The following is a 20269-nucleotide window of genomic DNA, read 5'->3' on the forward strand; positions in this document are numbered from 1 at the left end:
CAGTAAGCGCCCTAAATCAAGGGTGATTTAGGGCGACCGCCAAGGTAGGCGGTCAAATTATTTGCTTTGCACATTATTAGTTACACCCGTTTTACTGAGACAAACCATGAAAAACAAGCAAGATACTACGGCTAACAAACACACATCAGCTCAACAAGAGATTGCCATTGTTGGTATATCGCTGCGCTTTCCCGGCGCTAGCAGCAAAGAGCAGTTTTGGCACAACTTAGCAAACAAAGTAAGTAGTATCAGCGAGATCCCAGCGGCGCGCTTTCGATGGCAAGATGACTTTGACCCAGCTCCGAAAAAAGACGAACAAAAAATCGTGAGTAAATGGGGCGGATTTATCGACAATATTGACGGTTTTGATGCCGGATTTTTTGCCATTTCCCCCAAAGAAGCGCAAAGCATGGACCCACAACAACGCCTGAGCATGGAGCTGGCGTGGCAATGTTTTGAAGATGCGGGGTTGTCTCCAAGCACCTTCAAAAATACCAAAACGGGGGTGTACTTAGGTTGCAGTAATACCGATTATCAAGAGCTTGCCACGGGCAATATCGACCCGCATTTTTTAACGGGCATGTCGACTGGGGTTTTTGCCAATCGCATATCCCATTATTTTAATTTCCAAGGCCCCAGCGAAACCGTCGATACCGCGTGTTCATCATCTTTGGTTGCATTGCACAAAGCCATGAACGACTTTAATGCCGGTGAGATCAACGCAGCTTTAGTTGGCGGTGTTAACCTGCTAATCACCAAAAGTCGCTATGTGTCATTCAGTAAGCTCGGGGTGTTATCGCCAAATGGCCGTTGCAAAACCCTAGATGCCAACGCCGATGGCTATGTGCGTGGCGAAGGCGTGGGCATGGTACTGCTGATGCCATTAGAGCGTGCCTTGAAAGAAAACCTCACTGTATACGGTGTGGTCAAAGGCAGCAGTGTCGGTCATTCAGGTCACACCAATACCCTCACCTCACCCAGTCCTTTTTCGCAATCTCGTGTCATTCAAGAGGCCATCGATAATGCGGGGGTCCATAGTGATGATTTATCTTACATTGAGCTACATGGGACAGGCACTCGACTTGGCGACCCAATCGAAATTCAAGGCCTAAAACGCGCTTTTCGTGCCACCAAATCTAAAAAGTCAGACGGAGACTCTGCTTGTTATCTCAGCACGGTAAAAACCAATATCGGTCACTTGGAGTCCGCTGCAGGCATAGCGGGTATCATCAAGGTCCTCTTGAGTTTTAAACACCAACAAGTACCGCCGCTACAAAACTTCGAGACATTAAACCCCAAAATCACGCTGGATAATTCACCATTTGCCTTAGCAACTGACTGTGTACCCTTAGCGCAAAAGCATGTGCTTGCTGGTATTTCCTCATTTGGCTTTGCAGGCGTTAACGCCCATGTGATTTTGCAATCACCACCAGCTCAAATAGCAAATACCGTTAGTTTAGATACGCCAGCTGTTATTATACTCTCCGCCAAAAAGCCTGAGGCCTTAATGGCGCGCGCTAAAGCACTCAAAGCCTTTATTGAAGCGCAAAACTTAACTGATGATAACTTGGCCGATTTGGCATTTACCCTACAAGTTGGCCGCGAAGACATGAGCCAACGCTTGGCTTTTAGTGCCAGTTCAATGGCTGAAGTAACAAAACAGCTTAATCTATTTATTGAAGGCAAAAACGGCGCTTGGCCGCAAGGTAAAGCAGATAAAGACAACGCGAGTACCTGTATAAAAGCAGATAATCAAAACGCCTCAGATGCACTAAACCAATGGCTATCAGGTGCGACTGTTGATTGGTCAGCACTTTATCCTGATGCTAAACCACAGCGACTTGCCCTGCCCGGCTATCCGTTTAACCCAAAACCATACTGGATAACCTCAAAAAAAGATGCGCCAACAACCGAGGTTTTACATCCACTACTGCATAAAGCACTACCTGCTTTTGATGAACTGCTATTTAGCTCGACTTTTACTGGCGACGAATTCTTCTTGGCTGACCACAAAATCAATGGCGAGTGCGTATTGCCTGGGGTTTGCACGTTAGAAATGGTCCGTGCAGCCATCGCGTTATCCCACAATTTAGATGCATCCCATGCCATTCAAATAAAAAACGTCAAATGGCTGCGCCCTATAAGCATTGAGCAAGGGGCACCGACTGAGCAAAACACCATTTATGTATCCCTTTGGCAGTCAGATAGTGCAATGCAGTTTGAAGTGTGGCAAAAGCACGAAGGCGCACAACAAGTCTGTGCCTCAGGAGAGGTGCAAGTGTCGCAGCACAGCGCGCCCGTCACCTTATTTGAATTAACCACAGAGTCTGACCAGCTACTTACCCCAAGTGACGCTTACGCCACGTTCAAAAACATGGGCATAGACTACGGCACCCGCTTTCAAGGCCTACAGCAGTTAAGTAAACAAGACACGACAGCAACCGCTAAAGTGGTCATTCCTTCATCGTGTAGCCAAGGCTTTGGCTTATCACCTGCACTTGTCGACGCGGCGCTGCAATCCTTAATCATATTTGCCGACCAATCACACGCAGCCCTGCCATTTGCCACCGAGCAAGTGTGCTTTTACAACGCACAGCAATTAAGTGAAGCACAGCACAATGAAGTCTGGGTCAAAGCGACGCAGACAAGCAACAACACAGATAACACACAAAAGTTTGATTTGGATATCTGTGATCTCGATGGCAATTTACTTATGGGCATTAAAGGCTTTTCAACTCGAAAAGTGCCATTAGATGCTGTCAAACCAAGCACACAAGACCTGCTCACGCTCACGCCTTGCTGGCAAGCAGCCACACCCGACTTTGCAACATCTTCTGTACAGTACGCAGCTTATTTAGGGCCACAGGCATTAAAACCAGATTGGTTAACAGAGAGTACAGACACCAATGAGCTGGTTTGGCTGGCAAAAGATGAGTACGCACAGCCGCTGGCTTTATTCCAACAACTCAAGCGTATGTTGGCAGACGGGTTTGATAGTAAACCACTGTCAATCACCTTAGTGACAAAACAAACACAAGCCGTTTTTGGCCAAAATGAACAAACTAACTGCGAAGGTGCTGGCCTAATTGGCCTACTGCAAAGCGTTACACAGGAATACCCAAGCTGGACGGTGCGTATCATAGATGCGGCGCAATTAGATTCTATTCCAAGTGAGTTTACAACGCTGCCTGCGGGGTTGTATGCGCATCGTACCGAACAATATTTTAGCTTGGAACTCGCGCAACACACCTATCTAGATGCGGCAGCTAACAATGCGAGTCTGCAAAAACAAGGCACCTATCTCGTACTGGGCGGGGCTGGCGGTCTTGGCCAAGTATGGAGCGAGTGGATGATAAAGCACCACGATGCGCAAATCATCTGGCTTGGCCGCCGTGAACTAAACACCGGCATTCAAAGCGATATTGACCGCTTAGCAAAGCTTGGTAAAGCCCCTGTATACATTCAATGTGATGCCAGTGACAAAGATGCGATGGAAAGTGCATCTAAAAGCATCACCCGTCAATTTGGTGATTTAAATGGTGTGGTGCATTCAATTTTACACCTAGAAGACCAAACGCTGGCAAATATGGATGACGCGCAATTTAACCGCAGCTATAACGCCAAGCAGCAAACCGGAGAAGTCGCACTGGAAGTATTCAGCCAAGCCGACTTAGACTTTTTCTTGTTCTTCTCATCTATGCAGTCGTTTTCTCCTGCAGCAGGGCAAAGTAACTATGCCGCTGGGTGCGTATATCTAGATTCACTTGCTCGCACTTACCAGCATAAGTGCCCAGTTAAAATCATCAATTGGGGATACTGGGGCTCTGTGGGCGTAGTCCAAGACGAATACTACCAAAAGAAAATGATGGCGATGGGCATTGGCTCTATCGAGGCAGAGCAAGGCATGCAAGCACTTACGACCTTGATGGGCGCAAACTTAGCGCAAGCGGGCGTGCTTAAAATCACACAAGCCGCACTAACTGATACCTTTAAGTTACAGAGCTTTAGTGCACAAGGCGCGCAGCACGCACTCGCAAAGCAAAGCTCTAAACATCAAGCGCCTAAGCAAGATAGCAAAGCGCAGGTTGACCTAAACCAACTTTGCGCGGCGCTCCACCAAGCTGGTTGGCAACACCCAGACCAGCGTGAACATGCCCTTGCATCTTTGCCTGAGTACTTCAGCAACTGGTGGACAGAGACCGAGCGCTATTTAGAAGCACACCAGCTAATGCAAAATGGTGTTATTCAAGATGTTGAAGCTGCCCATAACTCAAATTCATCGGAAAATCTACTAGATAATTGTTTGGCGAGTTTGCCTGCCATTTTAAATGGCGATATCAAAGCCACGGATGCGCTCTTTCCCAATGCATCCATGGCCTTAGTCGAAGCGGTTTATCAAAATAATCCGGTTGCGGATTATGCAAATGCGGTGTTGATTGAGCAGCTGCAAACCTACTTGGCGACAGCCAACTTGGAATCAATACGCGTGCTTGAAATTGGCGCAGGTACTGGCGGCACGACCCGCTCTGTTTTACCAGCGCTTAAGCCGTGGAAAGTTGAAGAATACGCTTATACTGATTTATCAAAAGCATTTTTTAACCATGCCAAAGCGCAGTATCAAACTGATTACCCATTTGTTGACACCAAATACCTAGATATCAGCAAGCCTCTTGCAGGACAAAATATTGATATCGGCAGCTATGATGTGGTGATTGCTACTAACGTTCTGCACGCCACAGCGGACATTAAAAACACCCTGCAAAATGCCAAGGCTTGCTTAAAGCAAGGCGGTGTTTTACTTATCAATGAAGTGGTAAAAACCTCCTTATTTACACATCTGACATTTGGCTTGTTAGAGGGATGGTGGCTAAGCCAAGATAAGCACTTACGCTTAGTAGGCTCGCCAATGTTGTCTATCGAAAACTGGCAACAAGCCCTTTATGAAACTGGATTTGAAAACGCCTTTGCCGCTGGCGATGCAAGCACTCCTCAGCAAGTTTTTTGCGCCCAGAGCGATGGCTTTTCTTTACAAGCAAAAACGCCAACACACACCAAGAACAAAGACAAAAAAGATAACCCCAAAGCAACACAGAGTATGAGCAGTACACCAATACAACAACCACAACACAATGCAGATCCCTCCGCGCTGACTGAATTTGTCCACAATGCGCTATTTGACATTGCAAGTGCCGCCCTAGACATGACTCCTAGCGAATTAGACGCAGATGAGTCATTCGCAGACTACGGGGTAGACTCTATTTTAGCCATTCAAATACTGGATGAGATCAATGCCAAGTTTAACGTAAACTTGCCAGCAACCTTGCTGTTTGACTACCCATCAATTGACACATTGAGTGCTTATATCATCGCAGAACATAAAGAGCAGGTTTTAGCGATAATGCCGGCACAAAGCGACAGCAACGCAACTGAACACGCTGTTAAAACAAATACAAATTCTGATAACACGCACAACTTGCGCAAGCACAGTTCACACAGCAAAGTGGTGCAATCAGAGCAAGAAAACTTAACAACACAAGCACCTACTCACAGTGGCAAAATCGCCATTGTGGGCATGAGCGGTCAATTTGGTGATGCGGACAATCTCGAAGAGTTTTGGAGCATGCTGGCGGAAAAACGCACCTCGGTCAAAGCACAAACACGATGGGATTTATCACGCCTTACTGACAATCAGCAAAGCTGGAGCAAATACGCCAGCTTGCTGAATGACATCAGTCTGTTTGATGCGCCCTTTTTCTCAATTACGCCGCAAGAAGCCATGTACATGGACCCCCAGCAAAGACTCTTTTTGCAAGAAACGTATAAAGCTTTAGAAGACGCCAATATGATCACCAAAGTTGCGGGTCAAAATGTCGGCGTGTACTTGGGGTGTGCGCAAAGTGATTATGCTGGCTTGGCCGAAGAAGATGCGCCCGCACAAGTGTTTTGGGGCAATGCAGGATCGGTTATCCCAGCTCGTGTTTCTTACTTTTTAAATTTAAAAGGCCCTGCCCTTGCCATAGACACGGCGTGTTCGTCCTCTTTGGTTGCCCTTCATAGTGCGTGTCGGGCTTTAAACAACAATGAGATCAGCAGCGCTCTTGTCGGCGGTGTTGCCACGTTATGTACACCTAAATTTTCCATTCATGCGGGTAAAGCAGGCATGCTGAGCCCAGATGGCACCTGCTATACCTTTGACGATCGCGCCAATGGCTTTGTGCCCGGTGAAGGCGCAGGTGTGCTCGTACTGAAAAAGCTTGAAGACGCCGAGCGCGAAGGCGACCACATTTACGGTGTGATCCTAGGCTCTGCCACCAATCAAGATGGCACCACCAGCGGGATCACCGCACCGAGTTCTTTATCACAAGAGCAATTGCACCGCGATATTTACGCACGCTTTGACATTGCACCCGATTCAATTCAAATGATCGAAGCCCATGGTACAGGCACAAAACTGGGCGACCCCATTGAGTTTCAGGCGCTGACCCGTGCATTTAGAGCCCACACCGACAGCAACGAGTTTTGTGCACTTGGCTCGGTCAAAACCAACATCGGCCACTGCCTAACCGCAGCGGGCGTTGCAGGGGTGATCAAAGCACTACTTGCCATGAAGCACCGCACTATTCCTGCCTCGCTTCACTATGAGCAAGGCAACAGTCACATCAATTGGCACAACACGCCATTTTTTGTCAACCAAGAAGCCATCGCATGGCAAAGCAACAACGGGCAAAAACGCCGTGCTGCAGTGAGCTCCTTCGGTTTTAGTGGCACCAACGCCCATGTTGTACTTGAGGAATATCAGCCTCAATCAATCAAGCAGCAAAGCACGACTACGCAACCTGTGATCATCACCCTCAGTGCCAAAAGCAAAGATTCACTCAATGACAAAGCGCATGCCTTGAAGTCGTGGCTGACACGCAAAAACCTACAAGACAGCGCCCTGACTAACCTTGCCTTCACGCTACAAAGCGCCCGTGAAGAGATGGACTATCGCATGGCATTTACCGCAAGTACTATTGCAGATGTGCAAGGTGGCCTGACGCAATTTACAAACAAGGCACGTGGTCACTACAAGCAAGGGGAAGTCAAACAAGGTAAAGAGATTTTAAGCGCACTTGATAGCAGTGACTTTATGCGTTGGATAGAGCAAGGCGACTTAAACAAGTTGCTGGCGCTTTGGGTTGTTGGTGCTGACATCGATTGGCCTTTATTGTACACACAGCAAACGCCAGCGCTATTGCGCTTACCCACTTATCCGTTTGCTAAAACGTCATTTTGGCTACCAGAGAAAAGTACACATAAATCCGTTGAAAAATGCGAGCCAAGTGCTGCGCTCGACTTTAATGGTCCAAGCGAAAACGTGCAAAGCACACAAGCTTTTGAACCTATTCCACAGCTACCAATCAAACAGGCACTTAATGCACCATCGGCACTACTCCATTACACTGCAAACTGGGCGGAAAAGCCGTTAACTTCTACTGAGCCTGCAACATATCATCGTCAAGTTGTACTGCTTGGTGATGACTTACCGGAAATATACTCTGTATCAAGCACGCGTCTAAGTTGCACAGCTACTGAAGCTCAAGCGCAATTAGAAGCCTATACAAATGGTCTTATCGACTACTTTAAGCAGCTCGAACTGCAGCAAGGCACCATCACCAAAAAGACGCCGAGCAAGTTACTTGTTCAAGTTGTGGTGAAAGACCAAACCTCGCTTTTATCTTCCCTCAATGGTGTACTCAAAACAGCCGCCATCGAATACAGCAACATTGAGACTCAGCTAATTGCCGTTGATGATACAAATAATTTTGAACACCTTGTTGAGAATGAAGCGAAAAAACAGGACGCTTGTATACGCTACCAACAAGGACAGCGACAAATTTTAACCTTTGACTTGCAAGCCTATCAGCAAGTTGACACCACCACTTTGCCTTGGAAAGAAAATGGTGTGTATGTCATAACAGGCGGCCTTGGCCAACTTGGTCAAACCTTTGCCAAAGAAATCATCCAACATACTAAACAAGCACATATTGTGTTTGTTGGTCGCCGTGCACCTAACGATACGATTCAATCACACCTTGATGCACTTGGATGCGAGCCTTCAAGATTGAGCTATGTATCATTGGATATTGCCAATCATGATGACGTCAACGCACTTTTTACAAACCTCAAAGCCAAACATGGTGGTATCACAGGCATAATTCATAGTGCCGGAGTGATCAAAGACCAACTGATAAGCAATAAAACGCCGCAAGAAGTCGCACAGGTGTTTGCGCCAAAAGTAGCTGGCTTAATCGCTTTAGATGAAGCAAGTAAAACATGTGATTTAGACTTTTTTGTCTGCTTCTCTTCAATTGCGGGTGTATTTGGCAATATGGGACAGGCAGATTATGCCTGTGCTAACGCCTTTATGGACCGCTTTATGGCAGCTCGTCAAACGCAAGTATCACAAGGTATGCGTAGCGGTTTGAGCCTGTCGATTAACTGGCCATTGTGGTCAGAAGGCGGCATGCAGGTTGACTCATTAACCACGTCTATTTTGCAATCTCAAGGCATTGAAGTCATGCCGAATGAAGTCGGTATCGATGCGTTTTATCGTATTTTTACCTTGCACAACATCCCTACTCAGCACTGTTTTTTATACGGCGATGCCAGCAAATTAACACAGCTTTGGCACAAGCCTAGCACCACAACTCAGCGCATCAACACCAGCTCTGTTGAGGGGGGAAAAAGCCACGCCCAGATCCGTGACCATGTTAAATCAATTATTACCGACATCACTAAAATCGACGTGCAAGACTTAGACGATGAGGTTGATTTTAAAGACATGGGCTTTGACTCCATCATGTTGATGTCTGTGGTGCAAAGGCTTGAGTCTGATACGTTTTTGAGCATTGAAACTTTGCCACCCGCACTGCTTTTTGAAATAAGTACCATCAATGAGTTATGTGATTATTTGGCTGCGCACCAACTGCCAACGCAAGTGGATGAGCCCTTAGTTCAAAGCACACCAGCCAGTGCAAATTTACATGGACCAATGCCACTGTCAAAAGCTCAGCAAGGTCTGTGGTTACTGCACAAGCAAAACCCGCAACTAAGCACTTACCATGTACCAATGGTTTTTGAAGTCAACGACTTAAATGTGGATTGCATGCAGGCTGCGCTTAACTGGCTCTGCAAAAAACACCCCATTTTATCGGTGCAGCTTGCTGAAGTGGAAGGCTTACCTCAACAACAAATCACAGGGCTTACACCCACACTGGTGCAAAATCACACGCCAGTGGCATCAAAATCAGCCTTGATTGATTTGATCCAAGCTGACATCAAGCAGCCATTCGCGATGACACAATCACACTCAGCGCACAGCCCGCTGCTGTGGCGCGCAGCACATTGGCAAATCAACGGCCAGCTCGATGTGGTGGTTTTAGTATTCCATCACCTCATCATTGACGGTGTCTCTGCGACCCTATTGCTTGAACAATTATGGCAAACTTACCACGCTTTGGTCGCCAATGAGCCACTAGAGCAAGCTCAACCAGATACTGGCTTTTTCACCTACCTTGAGTGGGAAAAGCAGATGCTTAACAGCGAGCAAAGCACACAGCTAACACATTATTGGCAAACACAGTTGCAAGGTGTTGAGTCTGAGCTGACATTAGCTGGCAAACAAGAAAAGCAACATGCGAACAAGCAAGCAAAACGACTTGAACTGGCAATGAATAACAATCAAGTGCAGCGTATTCACCAATTTTGCAGTCGCAATAAGATAAACCCGGCCGCGTTTTTCTTATCTGCGTTTCAAACCCTGTTGAGTGCCAAAACACGACGTGGCGACATCACCTTGGGTGTGCCAGTGCTGCACCGTCCAGCCAGTGATATGGCCAACTCATTAGGCTTGTTTGTAAACCAGCTGCCACTTAGGGCTTCTGTCAATCAGTCGCGCTCATTCTCGCAATTGGCCCTACAAAACCAACACCAGCTAGGCGAGCTTATAAAGCACAGTGGCTATCCATTTGCTGAAATCGTCCGCGCAACAGGTGCGAAACGCGCGATGCACAGCCATCCGATTTTTCAAATCGGGTTTGCCTACCATAACTTCTTAAAACCAGATTGGGTTGAGTCTAATCAAGACTTAGTAAACGCCATTTGGCCCGAATGTGTACAGGAGCCTGAGCTAGATTTAAGCTTGGAAGTCACCCCTTTATCACACAGCTTTAAAGTTGCATTTAAATTTGATGAAACCGTCTACCCTTCAGCAATTATTGATGCATTAGCTAAAGAGTATGCAAGTTTAATTGATGACGTGATGTTTGCAGGCGAGCAAGCACTTGGCAGCTTACCAGTCTTTGCTAACTTAAAAACCCTGCCAGCGGCTCAACCGACCCTAGTCAATTTGTTTGAAGCACAAGCCGCTATGCACCCAGAGCACATCGCCGTTTGCTTTGGTATGCAGTCAATCAATTACCGTCAGCTCAACGACAAAGCCAATCAATTTGCAAACACGCTCTTAAATCACCCTGAATTTAAGCAAGGCACTGAAAACCTCATTGCGCTATGTGCCAAACCTTCTATTGAGTTAATCGTCGCGATACTGGGGATATTAAAATCAGGTGCAGCCTATGTGCCACTTGATCCCAACTCACCTGCGGCGCGCATTCAATATATTTTAGAAGACGCCAAACCAAGTATTTTAGTACTTGGCGCAGAGATGCCACTTGCAGGGGCCTACCAGCACCATCAAGTGATTAATTTGCAAGCGGCCCTTGCAAGTACGACACAAGTTGCCAATATCAATCGCGCATCTGCATCCAACTTGGCGTACATCATTTATACATCGGGCTCAACGGGCAAGCCAAAAGGCGTTTTGGTTGAGCATCACAATGTATGCAGTTTATTTAACAACACCCAATCGTTATTTGGTTTTAACGAGCAAGATACTTGGTGCTTGTTCCACTCTTATGCCTTTGATTTTTCGGTGTGGGAAATTTGGGGTGCGCTACTACACGGCGGCAAGCTTTTGATCCCTGATGAGCTTACTCGCAAAGAATCCGTGAGTTTTGCCAAGTTTGTTATCGATAACCAAGTGACTATTTTAAACCAAACGCCATCGGCATTTTACCCACTGATGGATAACTTGCTGGCAAGCCCACACAATGCACTGCGTAAAGTGATATTTGGTGGTGAAGCACTCGATGTGAGCAAGCTGGCTCCTTGGTTTGAGCAAGCACAGCCACAAGCAGATCTTGTAAACATGTATGGCATTACTGAAACCACTGTGCATGTGACCGAAGTCACCATAGATGCGAGCATGGTATATGGCGCACAAGCGAGCAGTATCATAGGTCGTGCCTTACCCGGCTACGAAGTGTTGTTGTTAGATGAACAATTTAACCCAGCTCAAGTAGGCCAAGTTGGTGAGATTTTTGTCGCAGGTTGTGGCGTGACTCGAGGCTATCACAATCAACCAGCTCTGACTGATGCACGCTTTATTACTCACATTGATGGCAAACGCCTTTACCGCTCAGGTGATTTAGCCCGCTTCAATGAATCTGGTTTACTGGAATACATGGGCCGAGCCGATGACCAAGTTCAGATCCGTGGACACCGCATTGAACTTGGCGAAGTCCAACATGCACTGCAATCACTGAGCTACATCACAGACGCCTATGTCACTAGCGCACAAAAGCAACGTGGACAAGTTTTGGTGGCGTATATCATTGCCCCTGATGCGCCATCGACTGCGAAGATCCGCACCGATTTACTGAGTAAATTGCCTGAATACATGATACCTGCTTATTTTGTATTGGTGCCCCATTTCCCAATTACTTCAAACGGTAAAATAGATAAGCAGACATTGTCAAAGCAGTTACCATTTGTGCCATCACAAACAGCAATGTTAGACGCAAAGTCTAACGCCAGCACCCTCACTGCAACACCTAAACTGACTGAGCAATCAGAGCTCAAAGCCGCGGTGACACAAATTTGGCAGCAAGTTTTAGAAGTCGACCACATCGCCTCCAACGTGCCTTTTTTTGAAGCTGGCGGTGATTCACTGCTGGCCAATGTGCTCACTGCTAAGTTCAAATCACAGTTAGATGTTGAGTTTCCGCTCACGCAGATTTTTCAATCCAGCACCATAGATGCGATGACAGATTTTATCGCCCAAGCGCAAAGTACGCATACGCAAGTGCCAGCTCAAAAGATAACAAGCAATGCAGCTAATAGCGATTCTCACAATCAAGATATTCGCACTCAAGATATCGCACTGATCGGCCTGTCTTGCCAGTACCCTGATTCGCAGAACCACACCGAATTTTGGCATAATTTGGTCAACGAAAAAGACTTTCTCAAACGACTCAGTGAGTCTACTGAGCAAGGCGACATTACTTGGCTCGACTCTTGGGTTGAGGGCCAAGACCAATTTGACCCAGAGTTTTTCAATATCTCTGAAAAGAACGCCAAAACAATGAGCTACTCGCAACGTCAATTGCTTCTACATGCGTGGAAAGCCATTGAAGATGCAGGCTACTGCGCTGAGAACATGCCAAATACGGGCGTGTATGTGTCATCCTCTGGTGCGGATAACCCAGATTTAAACCTGCAAGACAAGTTTAAAGATGGCCAGTTTATTTTAAATGCACAAGACTATGTGGCTTCGACCATTAATCAACCTGGTACACTGCCAACCACTATTTCATATCACCTTGGTTTTACTGGCCCAAGTTTGTTTGTGCACTCAAACTGCTCATCGTCTATGTCTGCTATCTCGTTGGCATGCAGCGCACTAAAAGCTGGCGAGATTGATTACGCCATTGTCGGCGCTGCTTGTCTTTACCCTCAGCGCTACACCGGATATGAGTACGAAAAAGGACTCAACTTTGCAGGCGATGCACGCTGTAAGGTGTTTGACGAAAAAGCCGACGGTATGATTGGCGGCAGCGGCGTGTCTGTGATTGTATTAAAACGCGCCGATGATGCAGTCAATGACGCTGATAACATCTACAGCCTCATTCGTGGTATCAAGGTAAATAACGACGGCAAAGACAAAGCGGGCTTTTTCGCCCCGGGCACCTCAGGCCAAATGCACGTCATAGAGCAAACTTTAAAAGCGTCAGACATCTCCCCTGCTTCAATCAGCTATGTGGAAGCCCATGGTACTGGTACTGCTCTTGGTGACCCCATTGAGTTTTCATCTTTGCAGCAGATCTATCAACAATATAGCGGCGACAAACAGTTTTGCGGCTTAGGCGCTGTTAAATCTAACCTAGGTCACACAGATACGTTGGCAGGCCTCACAGGTTTGATTAAAACGTCTTTGGCACTTTATCACAAAAAGCTGCCAGCCTCATTGCATTACAATAACGCCAATCCGCATATAGATTTAGCAAATTCACCATTTTATGTGGTCGATAGCACACGAGATTGGCACACACCGCTACTACCAAGACGCGCAGCCGTGAGCTCTTTTGGTATTGGCGGAACCAATGCCCATGCCGTGTTGGAAGAAGCCTGTAATATCGAGCATCACGAGCTTGAAAGTCAGCTGATAAATACACCAGCCATCATTGTGCTCTCTGCACACACGCAAGCAGTATTAGACAAACAAGTCGCGCAATTACATGACTATTTGACTGCTAATAATTTAACTGAGCGAGATCTAAGAAGACTGGCTTTTACCTTGCAGACTGGCCGCACGGTTATGGCAATTCGCACAGGTTTTGTAGTCAACTCTATTACTGAGCTGAAATCAAAACTCGCTGAATACGTGCCCACAGCTTCAATTAAGCCAACACACTCGATTGATTTAGAGCGTGCGATAATACTTTTAGATCATCAAGAGATCTTAGCCCATTGGGTAGAAACCGGTTTCACAAACTGGGACTTTATCTATCAAGGAGCAAGGCTGCCAAAGCTCAGCTTGCCTACCTACCCGTTTGCACTTAAAACCATTGGCCTTGGCGATACACAAACCGTGCAAATACCTAATGTTGGTGATAAAGAACAGGCTAAAGTGGCGCTGAAAGCCCCTGTTTGGGTCAAAAAAGCTAAAACAGCAAACCAAGCGAGTTCGACAGCCGCGCATGCTGAACTCCACCTTGTTTTATGTGACTTCCCTGCTCATAAGCAATTCAGTGAACTGCCAGATACGCAAATACATACATTACACTCTGAACACTTCGCGATTGAGCAAAAAATTGCCGACTATGGCTTTCAACTGGTTGAGCTCATCAAGCACTTAGCAAAGACTAAAAAGCAGATAAAACTGCAACTGTTGATTGGTGACGATGCATCCGCCGATACTCAAGCGAATCTGCATACTTGCTTCCAAGCGCTATTAAAAACAGCCAGCCTTGAGCACAAAACTCTGCAAACACAATTGTTGGTGTTAAATGCAGAAGCAATAGAAAGTGAAGTTGCTAAGATACTCCGTGCCGAACAAAGTGGCTTTGATGATAAATTTGTACGTTACACCAGGGATGAACGTGAAATATTAACCTATCAAGCAATTACATCAGCTGAACCAAAAATGCCGTTTAAAGCAAATGGCGTTTACCTCATCACAGGTGGCTTTGGTGGCATAGGTCAGCACTTTATCAAGGCGATCAGTGCACAACCATTTAATAAAACCATTGTCGTGACAGGGCGTAAACCGCAAAGCCATCCTGAAGTGCAAAAGCAGTTAGTGGCGCTGAGCACATCAAATACGCAATTGCAGTACCAAAGCGTGGACGTTTCACACAAAATGAATGTGCTTTTGATGGTCCGTGACATCCTTGCCAAGCATGGTTCGCTGTGCGGTGTTATTCACTCGGCAGGCATTGTTAAAGACACGCTTTTAAGCAAAAAAGATAAGCACAGCTTTTCGCAAGTACTAGCCCCTAAAGTTTCGGGCGTGGTTGCATTGGATGAAGCCACTCAAGATTTGGCATTGGACTTTTTTGTCTGTTTTGCAGGGCTAAGCGGCGTAAATGGTGCTTTGACGCAAGTCGACTATGCCACTGCCAATGCCTTTTTAGATAGCTATATGCACTATCGCAGTGGACTGCAACAGCGCGGTGAACGCCAAGGTATGAGCGCCAGTATCGACTGGCCGTATTGGCAAGATGGCGGCATGAAGATCAACCCTGATTTTAGAGATATGCTGGCACAAACTGGTTTTACACCTATGCCTACACGCACAGGCATTGACGCATTTTACAGTGCACTGCAATACCCTCAAACGCTCGTTGAATATACTAACAAGGCGCAAACTGCCAATGTCAGTAGCGCTCCCAATGCACACCAGTTTGACAGTATCGAGGCGCTCACTGCTGAGCTAAAAACAGGCTTAAGCGGCATTGCTGCTGACATTTTAGGCGTTGATACCAGCGAGCTTGACCCTGATACAGACTTAGGTGACTTTGGCGCAGACTCTATTGCTTTTATCACCTTTATCAACCAAGTGAATACCAAATACCAACTAACATTGTCGCCGAGCGTGCTGTTTATGCACTCTACTTTAAACAGTATTTTGACCCATATCTTGGATGAGCACAGCGATAAATTGGTTGGTAACAACTCAGATCATACTGAGCTTCAAAAGGCCCAAGTTACTGAACAGAACGATGAGACGGATGATCGCATCGCGATCATTGGGATCAGCGCACAATTTCCACAAGCAAATAACATTGATGCGTTTTGGCAAAACCTCGTCAATCAAACAGACTGTGTGACTGAATTTGACTGGGCAAGTGAAAATACTGATACCCGTTCACAACAACCATTACCAAAAGACATAAACTGGCTTGGTCGCCTTGAGCGTAACCAACACTTTGATCCACTGTTTTTCAATATTGCCCCAGCTGAAAGTGACCGCATTAAGCTTCAAGAAAGCTTGCTGATGTCACATGTTTGGCAATGTATTGAAGATGCAGGCTATGATCCAAAATCCTTAGCTGGCACCAACACTGGTTTATTCATTGGCTGTCAGGCTGGATATCACGAGGGCTTAATCACCTCCTCTGCCTATGCGCCAAACCGCATGAGCTACTTCTTGGATTTACACGGTCCTAGTGAAGGCGTTGATACTACTTGCTCGTCTTCTCTCGTTGCCATCCACAAAGCGGTTCAAGCCATTCAAAATGGTGAATGTGATCAGGCCATCGTGGGCGGTGTGAATGTCATTGACTCTCCCAGTGCATCGATTGCAATGCATGACATTGGCGCGCTCTCACCCACAGGTCGTTGTCGTACTTTCTCGGCAGATGCCGATGGTATTGTGCGCGGCGAAGGTGTGGGCATGATCTTTATTAAAAAGCTAAATGAATCGGAGCGTGATAAAGATCATATCTACGGGACGATTTTAGCCTCCGCCATTAATCACGGCGGCAAGTCTCAAGGCTTTACGGTCCCCAATGCTAAAGCGCAAACTCGCCTACTGGGCAAAGCATGGCAAGATGCGGGCGTTGATCCAAGCACGCTTAGCTACATTGAGTGCCATGGTACTGGCACCTCGCTTGGCGATCCTGTTGAGCTCGATGCACTTAAGGCCGCGTATAAAGAAATCAGCACGGCTACAGATAACGCGCAAACCTGTGCGCTGGGTTCAGTGAAAAGTAATATAGGTCACCTTGAAATTGCCGCTGGTATTGCTGGGGTACTCAAAGTATTACTACAACTAAAACACCAAACTTTGGTGCCATCACTCCATGTGGATGAGCTCAACCCATACTTAGGCCTTGAGAACTCCCCATTTAAAGTACAAACAGAGATGAGTCCTTGGCAAAGTGAGCAACCTCGCCGTGCTGGGGTAAGTTCATTTGGTATCAGCGGCGTAAACGCCCATATCGTACTTGAAGAATACAGCAAAAAGACTCATGTCGAGACCAGAGCTGCAGATACTGAGTCTGCCATCGTGCTTTCGGCTACTAGCGAATCAGCGCTAGAAGCAAAAGTTAAGGCGCTTAATACCTATCTTGAGCAACAACCGACCGTGTCTTTCGAGTCTCTAGTTTATACGCTGCAAGTAGGCAGAACGGCGCACAAATACCGCACAGGCTGGACTGCTTCTTCTGTTGTGGATTTAAAACAAAAACTCAGCGCTGCGCTTGCAAACAATACTTTGATGATTAAAAAGGTGCCGAGTACAAAAGCTGAAGCGATTGCAGATAACGATGTATTAAAGCTTGCACACAATCCAGCTGCCCTGCTGCGCTTTTGGCTTGAAGGGCACACAATCAATTGGTCTGCGATGTATAAATCGCCAGTCCAAAAAGTCAGCTTGCCAAGTACATCGTTTTTAACCACAGAATCCCCTGCTGCGCCTTGGTTACTGCTGGAAAATCAATGGCAAGCGATGCCACTGAGTTGCCCGCTAGATTGGCAAGCACAGCTACAACCGCTGCTTTCCAATAAAAAAGGGCTTATCGTTGCACAGGATAAGCAAAGCGCTGAGCCACTGCGTGCTAAGCTCAACGGCTGTGACGTGGATATTGTACATTTTTCAGAGCTCGACACCTTGGTATTTAACCAAAATACATTGCCAAACTTTGTCTACTTCATTGCTGAACAAGCAGAAACAAAACCTGAGAATATAAAGCCTCTGTACGAATTTATACAGGCGATTTCCAAGTTTGATAAACACACAATGCAGTTGTTTTACGCTTTGCCAAATAGCCACATGTCCAGCAGTTATGAAGACATCAGCGCACTACTGAGAAGCTACACCATGCGCAACCCTGCCCATGTTTGGAGTCTGGTTGAGTTTGCTGACAACGGCTCAGAGTGGGCAGACAAATTACTGCAAGAGCTGGTTTGCCCGAGCTTAAACAGCGATGCCACTCAACCTAACCAAGTGAAATACCAAGACCAGTCTCGTCTTGGCTTGGCACTGAACAAAACGGCATTACCTACAAATAACTCTGCGCTCTGTGAAAACAACTTTAAGCCACAGGGTGTGTATTTGATTGCTGGCGCACTGGGCGAACTGGGCATGGCACTATGCCAGCAATTATTAACGCAATTTAACGCCACACTTATTTTGCTTGGCAGACGCAAAGAGGCGCAATGTATTGACTCACTCAATCAACTCAAAGCATCTAAACAAGGCCAGGTCCATTACTTGAGCGCAGATGTCGCTTGCGAGCAAAGCCTTGAAGACGTTCACAAGTACATTGATGAACAAGGCTTGCAGTTAAATGGCATACTGCATTTAGGTACCGCCTTTACAGAAGATGAAAACAACTGGGCTGACTTTGAACAAGCGATGCAAGTCAAAGTGCAAGGCACAATCAATCTGGACAAGGTATTTGCACATGCCAACCTTGATTTGTTTATAATGTTCTCATCCATGGCAGTATTTGGCAGTTTAAATCACCTATCCTACTCATACGGTAATGGCTTTCAAAATTCATTTTCCCACGCCCGTCAACAACAAGTACTGGCAGGTGAAAAGCATGGTAAAACGTTGGCCATTAATTGGGGATACTGGCATTCCGACGACCCTGTAAAAAGCATTGAAAATGGCTTTGCAGAGAAAAAAGGCTACCAGCTTATCACCATGCCTGAGGCATTTAGCTTAATGCAACACTTGTTGAACAGCGAAGTCACCAACATGGGCGCTTTACTGAGTACATCGCCTGATAAAATCTATCAAAATACCGCGCGCTTAATGAGTCGCGAGGTTGCGCCCGCTGATACTGTCACACACATATCAAGTGAGCAGGTCGAAGTAGTGAACAGCGCTGATATACGAGGTGCAGTGATCCAAATCGTCAGTAATGTGATTGGCATTTCAGCAGATGAATTAGACCTAGATTGTGACCTATACGAATATGGCTTTGATTCCATCTCTTTACTGAAAACCTTTCAGCAATTAAAAGAGCAGCTTAATATTGAGCTACAGGCAGATGCGTTTAAAAACATGAATACCATAGCGGCATTCATCGAAGACATTGAAAAGCTCTATTGTGCACAGCAAACAGATAGCCAAAGTGAAGATAGTCAGCAAAAACCTGACTTTATTTTAGATGCGGGCTTCACCCCAACAGCTAATACTACTGGGCTAACAAAATCCTATGAAGGCGACGTGAAATCAGTGCTACTCACTGGCGCAACGGGCTTTTTAGGGAGTCATATTCTTCAGCAGTTATTAAATGAGACAGGTGCCACCATCTACTGCATTGTCAGAGCAAGTTCATTAAATGAGGCCAAGCAACGTATTACGCACTCAGCCAAAAGCTACCAGCTTTCACCTGATATGAGTCGCGTCGAGCCCATGCTTGGAGATATGGAAAAGCCACAGCTTGGCTTGTCTGATAAAGATTGGCAAAGCTTGTGCGAACATGTGCAGCACATAGTTCACACGGCTTCTTACGTGAATCATATTCAGCCTTACTTTGCATTTAAAAAGTCAGTGGCGGGCACCAATCAGCTGTTACAAATGGCCACGACAAAATCGCTCAAAATGATGCACTTTGTCTCGAGCACGACCGCTAGTACACAAGTCAAAAATTCGCATTTTTCAGTGAATCCCATCGAAGACTTTATCGACGTCACTGATGCCGAGCTCATCTGTAGTGGCTACGGTCAATCTAAATGGGTGCAAGAGGAGAATATCCGCCAAGCTTCAGAATTTGGTGTGCCCTACACCATTTATCGCTTTGCGCAAATTTCAGGGTCGTCACAAACTGGCATTGGCAACACCGATGATATTTTCCATCGAATTTTAAAAATGATGATGCGCACGCCTGTGCAGCCCGCAGATGTACCGTATTTACTGGATATTATTCCGGTGGATAAAGCCGCTGCCGCCATCGTACTTGGCATGAATGATGAACAAAAACGCAATACGGTCTTTCATGTGGCAAACAAAACACCACTGCCTGTCTCGCAGTTTTACGACATGGCACAAAGCCAAGGCTTGCGCTTTGAGCAAGGTGAAAAGCATGCGTTTATTGAGTCATGCAAACACTATATCGAACACGCAACGGAGGGTAACATCCAAGTCATTATGGATGGCTTACTCACGCAGCGACCAGGATATGATGAATATTTGTTTGAAGCGTACCTAATGCCCATGGCACCGTACGACAAAGACAATTATTTAGCGCTGGTCGAACAATACCAAATTGGATTAGATGACTGGGAGGCCCTGTTTAACACCTATTTTAAACAGTGGCGGAAAGACTCGCATTATAAAGTTATTTGGCAAGAGGCTGAACTCCCCTCTCAATAATATAAAGGCTCAATGTCGCCAGCTTATTTGTGCGGCTTTGAGCTTTTCCTATAATTC

The 20269-nt window shown here is 46.3% G+C and carries 1 protein-coding gene; it reads left to right on the forward strand.

The annotated features are described in order from the left end of the window. Nucleotides 1–106: 106 nt before the first annotated feature. Complete coding sequence (locus tag QNM16_RS06530; RefSeq protein ID WP_284019735.1) at nt 107–20212, forward strand: non-ribosomal peptide synthetase; 20106 nt, start codon at nt 107–109, stop codon at nt 20210–20212. The last annotated feature ends 57 nt before the right edge of the window (nt 20213–20269 follow it).

Origin of the sequence: Pseudoalteromonas umbrosa, assembly GCF_030125375.1 — a bacterium.
Classification (GTDB): Bacteria; Pseudomonadota; Gammaproteobacteria; order Enterobacterales; family Alteromonadaceae; genus Pseudoalteromonas; species Pseudoalteromonas umbrosa.